Below are 14,988 nucleotides of genomic sequence, written 5' to 3'. Positions count from 1 at the left end.
CTAGGGCTCCTCTTTTTCCCATTTCATTGATTTATCCGAAAGGCAGGAGAGTGCAGTGCCGAGTTGGCTTCGTACCTTATCACTACGCAATAAATTGGTGCTGACGATTCTGATTTGTCTCGTTCTTCCTTCCATCGTTTCCATGAACGTTTCCAGTCTGCTAACACGGGATGCTGTGAGGTCGCAAGTGGCTGATAACTCGCAAGAATCAATGCGGATCGTCAATCAGATTGTAGACGGACAAATGAAAAATATGCTTTATGTGATGAATTTCATTCAATTTGATGAGGATCTGCAGCCTTCCATTCGGGAATTAGGCAGGGCAAATGACCTGACTGATAAAGGCGATGTATTGGCTTATAAACAAACGATAATCAAGAAGATGACTACGGTCATCAACTCATTTGGTAATTTGTACGTCACAGTGCTTTTGCCTAATGGTGAATATGTTGCTTCTTATTCAACCTTTGCTTTTAACCCGAATGAATTCCTACAAAAAAATTGGTTTAGTGATGTGGAGAAGGTGTCCGGTTATAATGTCAAATGGATAGGAGCAGAACCCAACTATAATCAAGCATCTAGTCAACCCTATTTATTGGCTGCAGCAAAACCGCTTCGCATCAATGGATTAACATACGGTTATGTGGTTGTTGGAATGGAATTAAGCACAATTCAACAGTTATTTGATCAATACAAAAACAATGAGTCGATGGTCATTATTGACGGTCAGGGGCGAATTCTGGTCGATAAAGACTCCACCACTATCGGTCGTCCGTTCCCTTACTATGATCAGCTTCCGGCGCAGGATGGATCTTCATTTGTGAAGGTAGATGGAGAAGATTACATCTTGCATAGCAATCATTTAACGCCCGAATGGAAGCTTGTGAATATGAGTCCTTATAAAAGTGCTGCCCACAAGATTGAGTCGTTCCGAAAGACTGATTTCCTGATTCAGCTATTCTTTTTAATCCTATTCGCTGTCGTGCTCCTTTATATGGTGCGTACGCTTACGAAACCGATTGCGCGGCTTGTCCAAACCGTCGTCCGCATTGAATCCGGTCAACTGAGTGAGCGATCGAACATCAGCGGGGGCGATGAAGTAGGGCGGCTTGGCTATGTTTTCGACCGAATGATCGACCGCATAGAACGGATGTTAGAAGAGAATCGCCGCGAACAGGAATTAAAGCGTATGGCAGAGCTAGCCATGCTGCAGGCGCAAATTAATCCGCATTTTCTATTTAATGTGCTCAATTCGATCCGTCTGAAAATCATGATGAAGGGTGATTCCGAGAATGCGGAGCTGATCAGTTCATTATCATCACTGTTACGGATGACGATCAACCGCAACAATGAATACATTTCGCTGCATGAAGAAATTGAGATCAACGAACATTATATTCGACTGTTAAATTCTAGACACGGTGATCGAGTGCAATTGCAGATTTCTGCGGCTTCAGACACCCTTTTGTTTGAAATACCTAGGTTTTTATTACAACCGCTTATTGAGAACGCTTATATACATGGGCTTAAAAGTAAAGCAGGGGAAATTACCATAGCTTCAAGGATTTGTGAGGATGAGAAGCTGCAAGTGGAAGTTAGAGATTCGGGTGTTGGGATGCCCCCTGAACGTCTAACTGCCCTTCGCAATCATTTGGATGTCGTTCCAACCCGGCAATCTCAAGAAACAAGCAGCCCAGCCTTGTCAGGCATTGGTTTACACAATGTATTTGAACGACTTCGTTTAATTTATGGTCATCGTTTTGATTATGAAATCGAAAGCGGGCCAGATCAGGGAACGCAGATTGTGCTGCGTTTTCCACAACAAGCAGGAAAGGAGGAGTAACCATGTACTCCGTTATTATTGTGGACGATGATTTACCGGTGCTTGAATTTCTAAAGGCTTCAATTCAATGGGCAGAATTAGGGTTTGCGTTGACAGGCGCTTTCGAGAATCCACTGGATGCGCTCGAAGCGGGCCGCCAGGAAAAGACAGATGTGCTTATAAGCGATATTGGCATGCCTGGCATGAATGGACTGGAGCTCATTGGACATCTGCGTGAGGTTCATCCTCATGTGAAGGCCGTTATTTTATCCTGTCACGATGATTTCCACTATGCGCAAACCGCGATGAAGCTGTCGGTAAGCGAATATATTTTGAAGGAAACGATGAACGTTGGCAACATTTCTGAGTTGCTGGGAAGGCTGAAGGAACAGCTGGACGCGGAGGTCCAAGTATTGTCGAAGAGCCGCAAGCTCGAAAAGGAGGCCTATCAGCACCGTGGTGCGTCCAAGCGTCAATTTATCCGCAGTACGGTGAATGAGCCCTTGTTTGATGCGGAAGATTGGACGTTGAAAGCGGAAGGATTCGGTATTCGTCTTGGCAAACATGGCGTGCTTCCAGTCTTTGGTTACGCGAATCGTGTGAAGGAGGCAGACAATCGCTTTCAATCCAAGGATCTGTTTGAATACACCATCCAGAATATTGTTGAAGAGCTGCTTGTCGATCAGAAGGAGACAGCGCTTTTCACTTATGATACCGGGGAATTTGTTTTGTTGTTTCCACATTACTCGGAGCTTCACGTCAACAACAGCCAGAAGGTGGAGCAGACACTAAGGCAGCTGCAAAGCAGCTTGCAGCAATACACGAAGCTTTCATTCACCTTTCTAACGGGAAGCCCAGTCAAAGATGCGAGGTCTTTAAAAGATCAATTGATTCGAATGGTCGAAGGGAAGAATTTGCGATTTTATTTGCCGGAGTCATCGGTTATCAAATTGGGTCATGTCAGAGATGGATTCGGGGACGGAGGGTTGCTGCTAGCACATTACTCCGAAGCCCTAGATGAGTTTCGGAGTGTCGTTTTTGATGAGCGACTCGATATGATTGACGTGTTTGTCTCGAAGTGGATCGATTTTATCCAGTATAACCGGTTTCGTCCGATGGAAGTAAAGGAATGGCTGCTGAAGATGATTCTCGACGTACGGATGCGGCTCAAGTCGCTGCAGCATTACCAATCGACCTTTTCCTCGGAGCTCTTGCATCATGATGTTCATGAATTGTCATCCCTCCGTGAGCTTGAGCTATGGCTCAAGGATTACCTTCAACAGGCCATTCAATGGGCAGGCCAGGTATATCGCGAGTCACACAACCGTGAAATTCTGGAGTGTCAACGCTTTGTATATAATCATCTGCATATGAAAATATCCCTCGAAGATGCTGCCACCCATCTTCATTTGCATCCAAGCTATTTAAGCCGATTGTTCAAACGGGAAACTGGGGAGAATTTCATCGAATACGTCACACGGCTAAAGATGGAAAAAGCGAAGGAGCTCTTGGAAATCACAGACAAAAACGTCGAACAAATTTCGGATATGCTGGGCTACGAGAATAAGAACTATTTCGGTAAGCTGTTTAAAGCGCATACGGGGTTTGTGCCGAATGCTTATCGTGGACAAACGAAGGCGAATCAGTCGTCTTAACATTGGTAACCTAGATTTCTAGAGGAACGTCGATTCGTTATTTGGACGAAAACATCCGAAATCTGGAGGAAGAGGAACAAGTAGGCGTTATTTCGCGGTTAAAAAGAGCATTGTAAAAGTTACCTACTAGACAAAATCAAATCTCGATGGTAGCGTAAATTTACTACGAATGAAAGTTTGTGATACGTGATGTCCAATCCTGTTGCTTCCCAAGCGAGACTATCGGTAAGTCGTTCAAACCGTTTATGGATCGTGCTCGTGCTCGGTTCACTGGCTTCTTTCGGCCCACTCTCGCTCGATATGTACTTACCCGCGCTGCCTGTGCTCGCGAATGATCTTCATACGACTACCTCGTTGGCACAAATGAGTTTAACCGCCTGCATGCTCGGCTTATCAATCGGTCAGCTCATCGCCGGTTCGGTGAGTGATGTGCGCGGAAGGCGAATGCCACTGCTGATCGGACTCGTTATTTATGCGATTTCCTCGGTCCTATGCATGTTCTCGCCTACGATCTGGGTATTTCTGGGTCTGCGTTTCGTTCAAGGCATGGCTGGCGCAGCTGGCATCGTCATCTCCCGTGCGATTGTTCGTGATATGTATGAAGGTGTGGAGCTGACGAAATTTTTTGCACTTTTAATGCTGGTCAATGGGGCAGCCCCTATACTTGCTCCCATCGTTGGTGGACAAATTTTGCACTTCACCTCGTGGCGTGGCGTATTCCTTGTTCTGAGCCTGATCGGTGTGGTTATGCTCTTCGCTACTGTGCTCAGCTTGAAGGAAACACACCCGCCAGAGCGTCGTTCCAAAGGAGGACTCACGAATACGCTTCGAACGTTCGGCGGCCTGCTCACAGACCGTATGTTCATGGGCTACGCGTTAACGCAAGGGCTCGTTTTTGCTGGCATGTTCGCCTACATATCGGGTTCCCCGTTCGTGCTGCAGGATATTTTCGGCGTTTCCCCACAAATATTCAGTCTGTGCTTCGCGATTAACGGTATGGGTGTTATCATAGCCGGTCAAATTACAGGTAAGCTGGCAGGTAAAGTAAGCAATCATCGATTGCTAGCTGGTGGGTTAGCCATTGCCGCTTTCGGCGGCTTGTTACTGTTCATTTCTACCCTTATCGGGGCAGGGTTATATGCGGTTTTGGCGGCTTTTTTCTTTATCGTTTCTAGCGTAGGACCTGTCTCTGTAGCAACTTCCTCCCTAGCTCTTCAAAATCAAGGGAAAACAGCAGGCAGCGCCGCAGCATTGTTAGGTTTGCTTTCTTTTATCATAGGAGGTCTAGTTGCTCCGTTGGTCGGTATTGGCGGCAGCCAAACCGCGGTTCCGTTAGGCATCATCATAGCCGTGATGGAAATAGGAGCGATCCTATGTTTTATTTTACTCACCCGAAAAAAAGCATAATAAAAATCAAATAAAGGTTGCCTCCTTGGATCTAACTAAGACCGAAGGGGCAACCTTTTTCGTATATAAAGGGGTTTAGGCAGCTGCTTTATTGAGGCTTTTGCAGCCCCGTTTTTAAACGGTGACGCCATTTTATAAGTAGTAAAATAGCCACTGCAACACACAACCCAATCAAAGTGTACACTAAAAACTTTTCAACCCACATAAAAATGATGAGCCACTGATCACCGAAAAGGTAACCAATTCCGAAAAATACAACCACCCATAAAGCTGAGCCCGTGAAGGCAAATAAAGCGAAAATTTGGTAAGGAACGCGAATGATGCCTACAAAATAAAAGATAAACTGTCTGATTCCCGGTATGAAATAACTGAAAAGCAGCAATTTGTTTCCGTACTTCGCGTAATATTCTCTAGATTTATCCAGATGTGCGGGCTTCAAAAACAGCAGTTTTCCATATCGTTCGATGAGAGGCGTTCCCAGTCTGTATCCGATCCAATAGGTAATCGTCATGCCGATTATAGAACCTACCCAGGCCGCAGCCATGGCTAAGAACCAATTAAGTACCCCTTTATAAGCTAAAAATCCCGTATACGTCATCGTCGTATTTCCCGGAGGAATCGGAAGCGCAATAGCGTCCAGTGGCAGACCGATTAACAATACCCAATAGCCATATTGTGCAAATAATTGTTCAATTAGTCCCATAAACTTCATGACTTATGCTCTCCTTGTAACAAAAAAAGTAATATTTGCTGCAGAAATTTGCATGAATATCTCTTATTTGCGCAGAAATGAACCATCTTCCATAACATTATACCTGTTTCAAGTAAAGCTATGAACCGTCAGAAAGTCAAGTTGTGTTCAGGACCTTAGTCTAGGTATCCATAGGGTACACTCAAGTAATCCCATCATTTCGGCTAGTATAATACACGCCATAAATAAAATGTCGCATAAGCTTCCCATCCATGCCATCCTTCAGCAAGCTGTCGAATATGGGGAATAGTCGGTTTCTGCTCTAAGCCAAGAACATGCTTCAAAGCATTGTGCAAGCCCACGTCGGCAAGAGGGAAAGCAGCGGGGTTCCGCAAACAGCGCATCAGCACATAATTGGCCGTCCAAGGACCGATGCCGCGAATACTTAACAGCTCTTTCTCCATTTCTGCAAAATTGTTCCGCTTAAGCAGCTCCTCTTTAACAAGCAGCCCCTCCGCCATCAACTTGGCGACGCCAATTAAGTATTCAGCCTTTTTACCCGTGAACTGTAAGGCAGTCAAAGCATCAGGCGTGAGCTCGGCGATTCGCTCTGGTGAAGGGAAAGCCCAATACGTTCGTCCTTCCCAGTCTAGCCGCGTGCCGAAGGTTTCAACAAGTCGTCTTTTGAGCGTATAGGCAAAAGTTAGGTTGATTTGCTGTCCGATAATGCCCCAGCTCATCGCTTCGAATAGATCCGGAATCCCCATCACGCGCAGCCCATAAAAGTCTTGTGTGACTTGCTTCAGCAGAGGATCACCCTTGGCCAACTCGTAGAACGGCGTAAGGTCGGTGCCGAGGTCAAACCACTCCCACACATAACGAGCCACCTCTTCACGAATGTCGGGGGTGAGGGTACCGTCGGTAGTATGGAGCAGTTGAATGCACAGCCGGGAATTATCCTCACTGTTGACAGCGTAAAGTACATGGTTATCCCCAACCGGAAGCAGCTTGTAAATAGTTAAGTTATCCACATGGAATAGGCACTCATTGATGGATCGGGATAAGTAATCGAGATTTTGCTCATATCGAAAAGGATCCGGAAGCGGCAGTGTAAGGGAGCTCGTCTGCTCGCACCATTTTAGGATAGAAGGGTCAAAGGATTGAAGATGTGGCATGTTAAGTTCTCCTCTTATCTGATAAAGTTTCTTCCTCTATTATCGCTGAAAGCGGCTTTCGTAATCTTGCTTTCTCATCTTCCTTCCCTTACAAGAGCAGCATAGTTTGGGTATACTGAGCTAGTAGGGAAATCGAGCTGAGAGGAGCGGTAGTCATGCAAGAACGGTTTTGGAAAGCGATTGTTGCGAATGATGCGGCTTATGATGGTACGTTTTATTATGCGGTGACGACAACTGGGATCTTCTGCAGGCCATCTTGCAAATCAAGGGTGCCTAAAAGGGAGAATGTACGGATTTTTGGGAACCGACAAGCCGCTTTCTCGGAAAATTATCGACCCTGCAAAAGGTGCAGGCCAGACGGCGTGAGGCTGCCTGATGAAGAATGGGTATCGCTTATGGCGGCTCACATTGAAGAGCATTATGCCGAGCCTATGACGCTGACTATCCTGGCAGATCACTTTTATGCGAGTGTCTATCATCTGCAAAGGACTTTCAAACGCGTACAAGGCGTCACGCCTCTAATTTATCTTCAACAAGTACGCATCGAAGCGGCCAAACGACTGCTTCTAGAGACGAGTGCTCCTGTGAATGCGATTGGTGTTCAAGTGGGGATTCCGAATGCGGCACATTTTGCCACAATATTTCAAAAAAAGACCGGTTTTTCGCCATCGGAATTCCGTCAAATAAAACCAATTTAAACATAACCGAGGAGGGTTCGAAGATGCAAACTAAACCAACCAAGTCCATCTACTGGGGAGTCGTTCACTTATTGGAGAATAACTTTTTGATGGCGGCAACGGATGAGGGACTTTGCTATTTGCAATTTCATGAGGCAGATCCTGCCCCTGGTGTAGATGAGGGTGCGTGGTTGGAATTAGCGAAATGGGCACGTGCGCAGCTGCCTGAGCCTAACTGGGTAGAGGATACAGAGAAGCTGCAGCCATATATCCTTCAATTAGAGGAGTACTTGAAAGGACTACGCACGACATTTACATTACCATTGGATCTGCGTGGTACTACTTTTCAGCAGTCGGTGTGGCATGTGCTTCATGAGATCCCACATGGGGAAACGTTTAGTTATTCACAGGTAGCCCAGGAGCTGGATAAAATCAGTGCAGTTAGGGCTGTAGGCACTGCCATTGGAGCTAACCCGGTGCTTATCGTGGTGCCATGTCATCGTGTAGTGGGGAAGGATGGGTCACTGACTGGCTACCGCGGCGGACTTCGGAATAAGGAGAAGCTGCTGTTGTTGGAGCGAGCAGGATTGTGATTGTGAGCGGATATGGGTGCATTAACCCTAATCCATTGGATTTTCTACAGTACTTTTTAATTCTGGCCAGTGGATAACCGATTCTATTGGAGTTTATCCAACGCCGATACATTCATGATGCCTCCTCACCACGGGTGGACATCAATCGAAGGAGAAGATTTCGACTGGGAAAAGTGGAGGTGAGTCTTTGAAGATTGACGTAAACCGGAAGATGGCGAAGCAGCTGCTCACCAAAGCGAGCGGTTTTCTTAAGGGATATACGCACACGCTAAATCCTTACACCGGCTGCTCCTTCGCCTGTTCCTACTGCTACGTGAGGCAGATGCCGGTCGCACTATTCCGCAGCGATGCATGGGGCGAATGGGTCGATGTAAAAGAAAATGCGGCCGCGCTTCTAGCGAAGGAGCTGGCCAAAGCGAAGAGCAAAGGGCCGGTAAGGATCTTCATGTCATCGGCCACGGATCCCTACCAGCCGATCGAACATCAGGAGCGAATCACCCGTTCGCTCCTTGAGGTGATGTCCGCGAATCCGCCGGACTTCTTGTTCGTTCAAACCCGCAGCCCGCTCGTGACACGGGATGCGGACCTTTTAAAGCTGCTCGGCGAACGCGTAAGAGTCAGCATGACGGTCGAGACCGACCGCGAGGATATACGCCGAGCGTTCACGCCGTCCGCGCCGCCGATTCCGGCGCGGCTTCAAGCCCTGCGCGAGCTCGCAGCTCGCGGCATTCCCGTGCAGGCCACGATAGCGCCAGCGCTGCCGAGCTCGGAGCATTTCGCCGAGCTGCTCGCGGGCATCGTGGGTCGGGTGTGCATCGACGATTACTTCATGGGCGATGGCAGTGGGGGCAAGCGCACGGAACGCATCGGCGTGCGCGCTATCTATGACGCGCTGGAGCTCCCAGACTGGTACAGTCGGGATGCGTACGAGCGCGTGCGTGAACAGCTCCTGCGGCATTTCCCGCAGGAGCGTGTGTTTGTCAGTCAACAAGGCTTCCTGCCTTGATGGATATAACAAAGCCTCCTACGGGTTCTCCCGTGGAGGCTATAAGTGGCTAGTCCGCTTGCGCAAGATGAGGCGTCAATTCTGATTGACTGCGCATGCGTTGTTTAAATTCTTTGGGCGAGCATTGGTTATGCCGCTTAAACAGCTTGTAGAACTGAGCCATATTCAGTATGCCTACTTCAAAGCTTACTTCCATAATGCTGAGGTCGCCTGTGAGAAGGAGACGCTCGGCTTTTTTGATCCGCTTGTAATTAACGTAATCGACGAAGGATATCCCCATGACCTTTTTGAAATACTTAATAAAGTAATGATAGCTTAAATTAAGCACACTGCACATGTCTTCAACCGAAATCCGTTCGCTCAGATGCTCGTCGATATAGTCTAGTACCGGACGCACGCGTGAAATGCCGGAGTCCTCGGCGAGTGCCGAGAAATCTCGGTTGTCATTGCGCAGCATTAAAAGCAAGAGATTTTTAATCGCTGCACTGATCGCCAACTCGTACCCAATCCTGCGGGATTGCGATTCTTCGTAAATCTGCATGATAAGGTTGTAAGCCTCTTGCTTAACAGCTGCATTGCCTTGAAAAAGCTCATTAAATTGCTCAAGCGGATGAGTCAGCTCCGAGAAACAGTGCAGGTAGGGCATGGTGCTGAGGTCAAAATGCTGCTTAAGATCAATCTGAAAAACGATCTGTCGCAAGGCATCCGCCGAATACTTATGTGTACGATGTGGCTGGGACGAGCCCAAAACCATGACATCCCCAGGTGCCATCACCGTATAGTCGTGCTTCGTTTGGATGCCGAGTTGCCCTTCTATGACGACAAGAAATTCAACTTGCATATGTGAATGCCAACGCCAAGGAGTTGGAGGCCCAAACTGCTTGGTGTCAGAATTCATTTCCCAAATTTTCAAAAAGAGCAAGGGATTCTGGTAAATGACTTCCTCATTAACAATCTCGGTAAAGGTGCTAGTGCTATGAATAGAGTCCATGTATTTGTATACCTCACTCACTACTATGAAAGACATTTTTGAATACGTAAAAAGTGGCGAAACGCAAGGTTTATCAGTATTGAGTATATCATTGTTTGAAGGCGAAGGGCACTATTGAATAAGAATTAGGCAGGATCTTGCCTTTATTTTCGGCGAGGGAGTGACTATACTCAAAAGTATGAATGAATACGCTACCTTGGAGGGAATAAGAAGATGAGTCAGAAGCTTAGAGTAACGGTTTGGAACGAGTTCCGTCATGAAAAAGAAAGCGAAGTCGTACGCGCAGCGTATCCAGATGGTATCCATACGGCGATTGGCGAAGGTTTAAGCGGAGCAGTTGATGTCACTTATGCGACATTAGATGATGCTGAACACGGTTTGTCCGAAGAAGTTTTGAATAACACAGATGTCCTCATCTGGTGGGGACATAAGGCACATGACGAGGTGCAAGATGAAATCGTTGACCGCGTTCAAAAGCGCGTATGGCAAGGCATGGGGCTTATCGTACTTCATTCCGGACATTTCTCCAAAGTGTTCAAAAAGCTGATGGGCACATCTTGTGACCTCAAATGGCGTGAAGCGGATGAGAAGGAACGTCTTTGGGTTGTTGCTCCAGGTCATCCAATCGTTGAAGGTATCGGCGAGTACATCGATCTTGAAGCAGAAGAAATGTACGGTGAGCACTTCGATATCCCGCAGCCTGACGAGCTAATCATGGTTTCTTGGTTCGAAGGCGGCGAAGTTTTCCGCAGCGGTTGCACGTTCAACCGTGGCAACGGGAAAATCTTCTACTTCCGTCCTGGACACGAGACGTACCGTACGTACTACAATGAACAAATCCGCCGCGTTATCAGCAATGCGGTTCACTGGGCGGCTCCATCTACACGTGAGTACCCGAAATACGGTAACCACAAGCCGCTTGAAGAAATTAAAGCAAAAGTCAAAGCTTAAGTGTAATGTGATAGGAATGCTCCCGGTTATCGGGGGCATTTTTTTGTTTTGCGGTGGTTGTAGGTTTCCATGAGGAATTCCGTTTACGCTATGCAACCTTAATGGTAAAATATAGAATATTGCAAAAAATAAATAAGTACCGAAAGCATCGGGGAGGTTGCAAAGTCTTTATGGACTTTGTATACCTTCCTTTTTCGATTTCCAATATTTTCTACCAATGATAAAATGAAAAGGTGATATGAGATGGAGATATCGTTATCAAAGCGTAATGAAAAGAAATTGGCTGTTAAGTTTTTGGAGAAAATGGATTCCTAAAGATTCTGTTTGGTCTGTTCCTTACACAATAGAAGTGATAAGGCAACTACTGAACGTTTTTAAGAACTGCAAATTTTATATAGAATCTCAATTGCTTGAGGAGTGTTATTTACTTCAAATATGGCACAATTCTCAAAAAGAAAGTACTTCGGATTCACTTTTCTTAGTACCTCAATGGAATTCTGATCAGGAAAGGAGATTGAAAAATGATTGTCCGATACTGCTTTTGAAATCGTTCAACAGTACTCCCAACAAGAAAAACCGGAAGTATGGCTGTTCCCCGGACAGACGGAGGGACGCCATTTGACGGAACGTTCCGTACAAAAAAATTTTGAACAAGCTTTAGTTTCGTCAGGTGTAAGGAAGAAGGTAAGTGTACATTCGTTGCGTCATTCCTTTGCCACTCATTTATTAGAGGGAGGCATTGATATTCGGTATATCCAGGAATTGCTCGGTCATCAAAGTACTCGGACAACCGAACGGTATACTCATGTAGTGTAAAAGATGTCGGACGTATTAAGAGTCCACTTGATCAAATTGATCTTTGATGTAAACCTAACATCAGTAAGTACACAAATCCACCGCAATCCGAAATATTATCGAAATTCACAAATACTACTGAATTTATTGTATCAACGAATTTCGTGAAAAAGACGTTATAAGAAATCCCCGCATCTTTTTTAGACAATCCTAAGGAAAAGAGATGCTATGAATGAAAAACAAATTTTCAATAAATTTAAGAAGATAAGAACCGAAACCTTAAATGAAGTGAGAGATTTACCGAATAATATAATTGATTTAATACCTGAAGGTTTTTCTAATAATATTAGATGGAATTTGGGTCATATTTTAGTGGGCTGGGATCATGGTATTTTTCCAAATATAAAATTGGAAAGAAGAGAATCATTACACTATCATACTATTTTTCCCAAAGGGACAGTTCCTAAAGAATGCTGGGGAGATGAACCTGTATTTAAGGAAATAGTAAGTAATTTAGAAAATCAATTAGAATCGATAATTGAAAACTCGAAGGGTAAATTAGAGCAACCTCTAATTGTACCATTTATTCCAAGAGTGAAAACAATAAAAAACATGTTCCAATTTCATATAAAACATGAGGAACATCATCTGGAATGTATAAGAAAAATAAAACAGATTTTAATTAATGAATAGTAATTTCTACAGTAATTCTTCGAAGGCGGGGACATCTTATAACAACGTATTCACGCTGCGGGCCTTGCGGCCCTTGGTTTGCCTGATGTAATTCAAGGAAGCGGATTCAAGCAGACAACCCTGCACTGGCTAAGTCCGGTCGGACCAGGGGCTTTCGCCCCTTAAGCCAGTGAGGTTTCGTGAATACAAGAACGTTATACGACATCCTTTAGATAAGTTCAAATAACTAATTAAACCATTATTCTAATACATAATTCTGGGGCTTATAAATATGAATCTTACTTTACAATTAGAGCATTTGGGATGGATAAATATAAATTTTACTAGTGATGACAAACAGTTTTACATACCAGGATCTTTTCTAACTGATTTTGTGTATGAGTTCACTGATAGGATTTCCACGTTAGCCGAGGGTGCCAATGAAGTAATTGTAAGAGTTCAAACTGAACTAGGTGAATATAGAATTTTTGTTAAACAAGAGACCAATATTTGTTTATTTAATGTCTTTGAATTTGATGATAATTTTTCTACATATGATTTAGATGAAGGTGTATGTGTCTATGAAGATAAGGTTGAGCTTAAATCATTAATGAACATTATATTTAGAGAAATTACAAAACTAAAAAATTTAGGTAATGAAGAGTATTTCAGACTCTGGGGTAACCACTTTCCAGAATTACCTTATAAAAGACTTATAAGAGCTAGAGATACTATTAAACATCGAACAAACAATTTTGAATGATAACTCGATGAAGAAAGGACGTCGTATAACACCGTGTTCCCGCTGCGGAGCTGACGCTCCTTGGTCTGCCCGAGGAAATTCGGGGAAGTGGAATCAGGCAGACAACCCTGCACCGACTAAGCGCATCGCGCCCGGCCTAAGGGCCTTAGTCGGTGAGGGTTCGGGAACACAACAACGTTATCCCGAAAGAACTGAACTTTTCAAATAAAATTCTAAATCGATGAGGCTGTAATACTGGAGTGTGAATCAATGAAGCGTTTTACAATAAAAACAAACGGAGTACTAAAGACTTTATTTACTGTGGTGGAATTAAAGAGTAATGATTTAAATATCCAATTTCCTGGACAAAAACAGGTGAGAATTCCAAAGGATACATTTCAAGAACTCATTAATACAGATGCCTCTGAAATGTATTTACCATATAGAGGTCAACATATCTCTATCCATAATAGCCCTCAAAGTGTAAATACAAATACAATAAAAAGAACTATCGAATTTACTGAAACAGAGAAACTACCTTATTACAATATTACTCCAGGGTTAAAGCGGGATAATCTTTTTGTACCTGTAATATTTAGAGTTTGCGGAGACTTCGTTGATAGTTCCTATAATTACATCCCTAAAAATAAGTATCATCATATTGAACTACCCTTCGAGTTTAATCCTTTGTCAGATCAATTAAGATTCATGCTGGTTGTAAGTGGAAATGAAAGAGAGTTCCACTTTGATGACGAACATCCAAGTAATGTCTATAGTGAAAGGTTTAATAATTTTTATATTACAATTATTTACTCAATATTTAATAGACCTTCTAAACAGCATTCAATAAATATGTATTTAACTACTAAACAAGAACAGGTCATTCCACCAAGGGGGTTTGAGTGTTGGGAAATATATAATTTATACACTGAGATGAATACATATTACATTAACCATTACTTTAATCAACTTGAAGTCAATGAAAACATTTTGTGAGCAATTCTAAGAGGCCAGTTCCTTCGGATAACACCGTATTCAAGCTTCGGGCTGACGCCCTCGGTCTGCCAGATGGGTTTCGAGGAAGTAAATTCAGGCAGACAACTCTGCACCACCTAATCGCATCGCGGCCGGACCTAACGGTCCTTAAGGTGGTGAGGGTTCGTGAATACAAGAACGTTAGATGAAATCACAGTAAAGGGCGAATTTAATGGAGCTATTATCTTTTACAACGGGATACAGTTCCCAAGAGCAAAACAAAATTATTTTTAATTAGAATGGAAACCATGCAAAAGAGTTTTCTGATTCAAATCAAGAATTTAGAAGAGAAGTAATTAATTTTGTGATGGAGAACGAGCAGTTATACTTTCCATTAGAACTTATTAGGGATTTATTTTTAGAAGAAGCAAAATGGTCCATTCAAGCGTGGTCTGTTGGATTTGATTTTCATAAATTAGGTGAGAAGTTGATTTAAAATGGGAAGAATATGTTCCTAGATGATTTTCTAATAGGGGCTTTTTCAAGCTTCGATACATATTGTTCAAGTAGGATGATGAAATTAGAATACTTTGAGGTTGAACAAATTTTGGGAGAATTAAAATTGCGAATGAAAGATCCAGCTAGAAGTGATCTTAAGGACAAATATGACTCTGGAATTGAACTGTTTGAAAGCTATCTAAAAGGAAATCAAAGGGAAGGTCTTTATCAACTAAAAGGTGATATTCAGGTCAAGGATATTCGGATTGTTAAACCTAGTAAACTTAAAAACCTGTTAAGAACTATTTACAAGAAGATAAAGAGGAATTTGTAAGCTT

General features: G+C 43.9%; 15 protein-coding genes. 12 read left to right on the top strand and 3 right to left on the bottom strand.

All coding sequences use genetic code 11. The features are described from left to right. The first annotated feature begins 55 nt into the window (after positions 1-55). The 3 genes from NYR53_RS31265 to NYR53_RS31255 all read left to right on the top strand — a co-directional run bounded on the left by NYR53_RS31265 (position 56) and on the right by NYR53_RS31255 (position 4,884). The gene (locus tag NYR53_RS31265) at positions 56-1,843 is read left to right on the top strand and encodes a cache domain-containing sensor histidine kinase (RefSeq protein ID WP_261302928.1); all 1,788 of its coding nucleotides are present in this window, start codon (positions 56-58) and stop codon (positions 1,841-1,843) included. A gap of 2 nt (positions 1,844-1,845) precedes the next feature. Then, positions 1,846-3,477 carry a response regulator transcription factor gene (locus NYR53_RS31260; protein WP_261302927.1) on the top strand — a complete coding sequence of 544 codons (1,632 nt, stop codon included), beginning with the start codon at positions 1,846-1,848 and terminating at the stop codon, positions 3,475-3,477. 189 nt (positions 3,478-3,666) lie between these two features. Next, entirely contained in the window at positions 3,667-4,884 is a 1,218-nt protein-coding gene (locus tag NYR53_RS31255; RefSeq protein WP_261302926.1) for a multidrug effflux MFS transporter, read from the top strand. A gap of 88 nt (positions 4,885-4,972) precedes the next feature. Here NYR53_RS31255 and NYR53_RS31250 read toward each other — a convergent pair whose 3' ends face one another. Continuing rightward, a complete protein-coding gene (locus NYR53_RS31250) occupies positions 4,973-5,596 on the bottom strand; it encodes a DedA family protein (protein ID WP_261302925.1) in 624 nt (207 codons plus the stop codon). A gap of 203 nt (positions 5,597-5,799) precedes the next feature. Then, complete coding sequence (locus NYR53_RS31245; RefSeq protein WP_261302924.1) at positions 5,800-6,750, bottom strand: DNA-3-methyladenine glycosylase 2; 951 nt, start codon at positions 6,748-6,750, stop codon at positions 5,800-5,802. A 155-nt stretch (positions 6,751-6,905) separates the two neighbouring features. Here NYR53_RS31245 and NYR53_RS31240 point away from each other — a divergent pair, with 155 nt between their 5' ends. The 3 genes from NYR53_RS31240 (at position 6,906) to NYR53_RS31230 (ending at position 9,026) form a co-directional block, all read left to right on the top strand. Next, a complete protein-coding gene (locus tag NYR53_RS31240) occupies positions 6,906-7,448 on the top strand; it encodes a bifunctional transcriptional activator/DNA repair enzyme AdaA (protein WP_261302923.1) in 543 nt (180 codons plus the stop codon). A gap of 23 nt (positions 7,449-7,471) precedes the next feature. Further along, positions 7,472-8,020, top strand: a complete 549-nt coding sequence (locus tag NYR53_RS31235; protein WP_261302922.1) for a methylated-DNA--[protein]-cysteine S-methyltransferase — start codon at positions 7,472-7,474, stop codon at positions 8,018-8,020. 187 nt (positions 8,021-8,207) lie between these two features. Beyond that, positions 8,208-9,026, top strand: coding sequence for an SPL family radical SAM protein (locus NYR53_RS31230; RefSeq protein WP_261302921.1), 819 nt, complete (start codon positions 8,208-8,210; stop codon positions 9,024-9,026). 49 nt (positions 9,027-9,075) lie between these two features. On the opposite strand, the gene NYR53_RS31225 is transcribed toward NYR53_RS31230, so the two are convergent. Next, the gene (locus tag NYR53_RS31225; protein ID WP_261302920.1) at positions 9,076-10,017 is read right to left on the bottom strand and encodes a helix-turn-helix domain-containing protein; all 942 of its coding nucleotides are present in this window, start codon (positions 10,015-10,017) and stop codon (positions 9,076-9,078) included. Positions 10,018-10,230: 213 nt separating this feature from the next. Here NYR53_RS31225 and NYR53_RS31220 point away from each other — a divergent pair, with 213 nt between their 5' ends. From NYR53_RS31220 to NYR53_RS31195, 6 genes are all read left to right on the top strand, one after another. After that, positions 10,231-10,968, top strand: coding sequence for a ThuA domain-containing protein (locus NYR53_RS31220; protein WP_261302919.1), 738 nt, complete (start codon positions 10,231-10,233; stop codon positions 10,966-10,968). A 525-nt stretch (positions 10,969-11,493) separates the two neighbouring features. Further along, entirely contained in the window at positions 11,494-11,784 is a 291-nt protein-coding gene (locus tag NYR53_RS31215) for a tyrosine-type recombinase/integrase (protein ID WP_261302918.1), read from the top strand. Positions 11,785-11,991: 207 nt separating this feature from the next. Beyond that, the gene (locus NYR53_RS31210) at positions 11,992-12,456 is read left to right on the top strand and encodes a DinB family protein (protein ID WP_261302917.1); all 465 of its coding nucleotides are present in this window, start codon (positions 11,992-11,994) and stop codon (positions 12,454-12,456) included. 271 nt (positions 12,457-12,727) lie between these two features. Continuing rightward, positions 12,728-13,198, top strand: coding sequence for a hypothetical protein (locus tag NYR53_RS31205; protein ID WP_261302916.1), 471 nt, complete (start codon positions 12,728-12,730; stop codon positions 13,196-13,198). Positions 13,199-13,447: 249 nt separating this feature from the next. Then, positions 13,448-14,173 (top strand): hypothetical protein, encoded by a 726-nt coding sequence (locus NYR53_RS31200; RefSeq protein WP_261302915.1) that lies wholly within the window; start codon positions 13,448-13,450, stop codon positions 14,171-14,173. A gap of 550 nt (positions 14,174-14,723) precedes the next feature. Next, entirely contained in the window at positions 14,724-14,984 is a 261-nt protein-coding gene (locus NYR53_RS31195) for a hypothetical protein (protein ID WP_261302914.1), read from the top strand. Positions 14,985-14,988: the final 4 nt, after the last annotated feature.

Origin of the sequence: Paenibacillus andongensis, from assembly GCF_025369935.1 — a bacterium.
GTDB lineage: Bacteria > Bacillota > Bacilli > Paenibacillales > NBRC-103111 > Paenibacillus_E > Paenibacillus_E andongensis.
The sequence above is the reverse complement of the archived record's forward strand: the minus strand, read 5'-3'. Positions and strand labels throughout refer to the sequence as shown.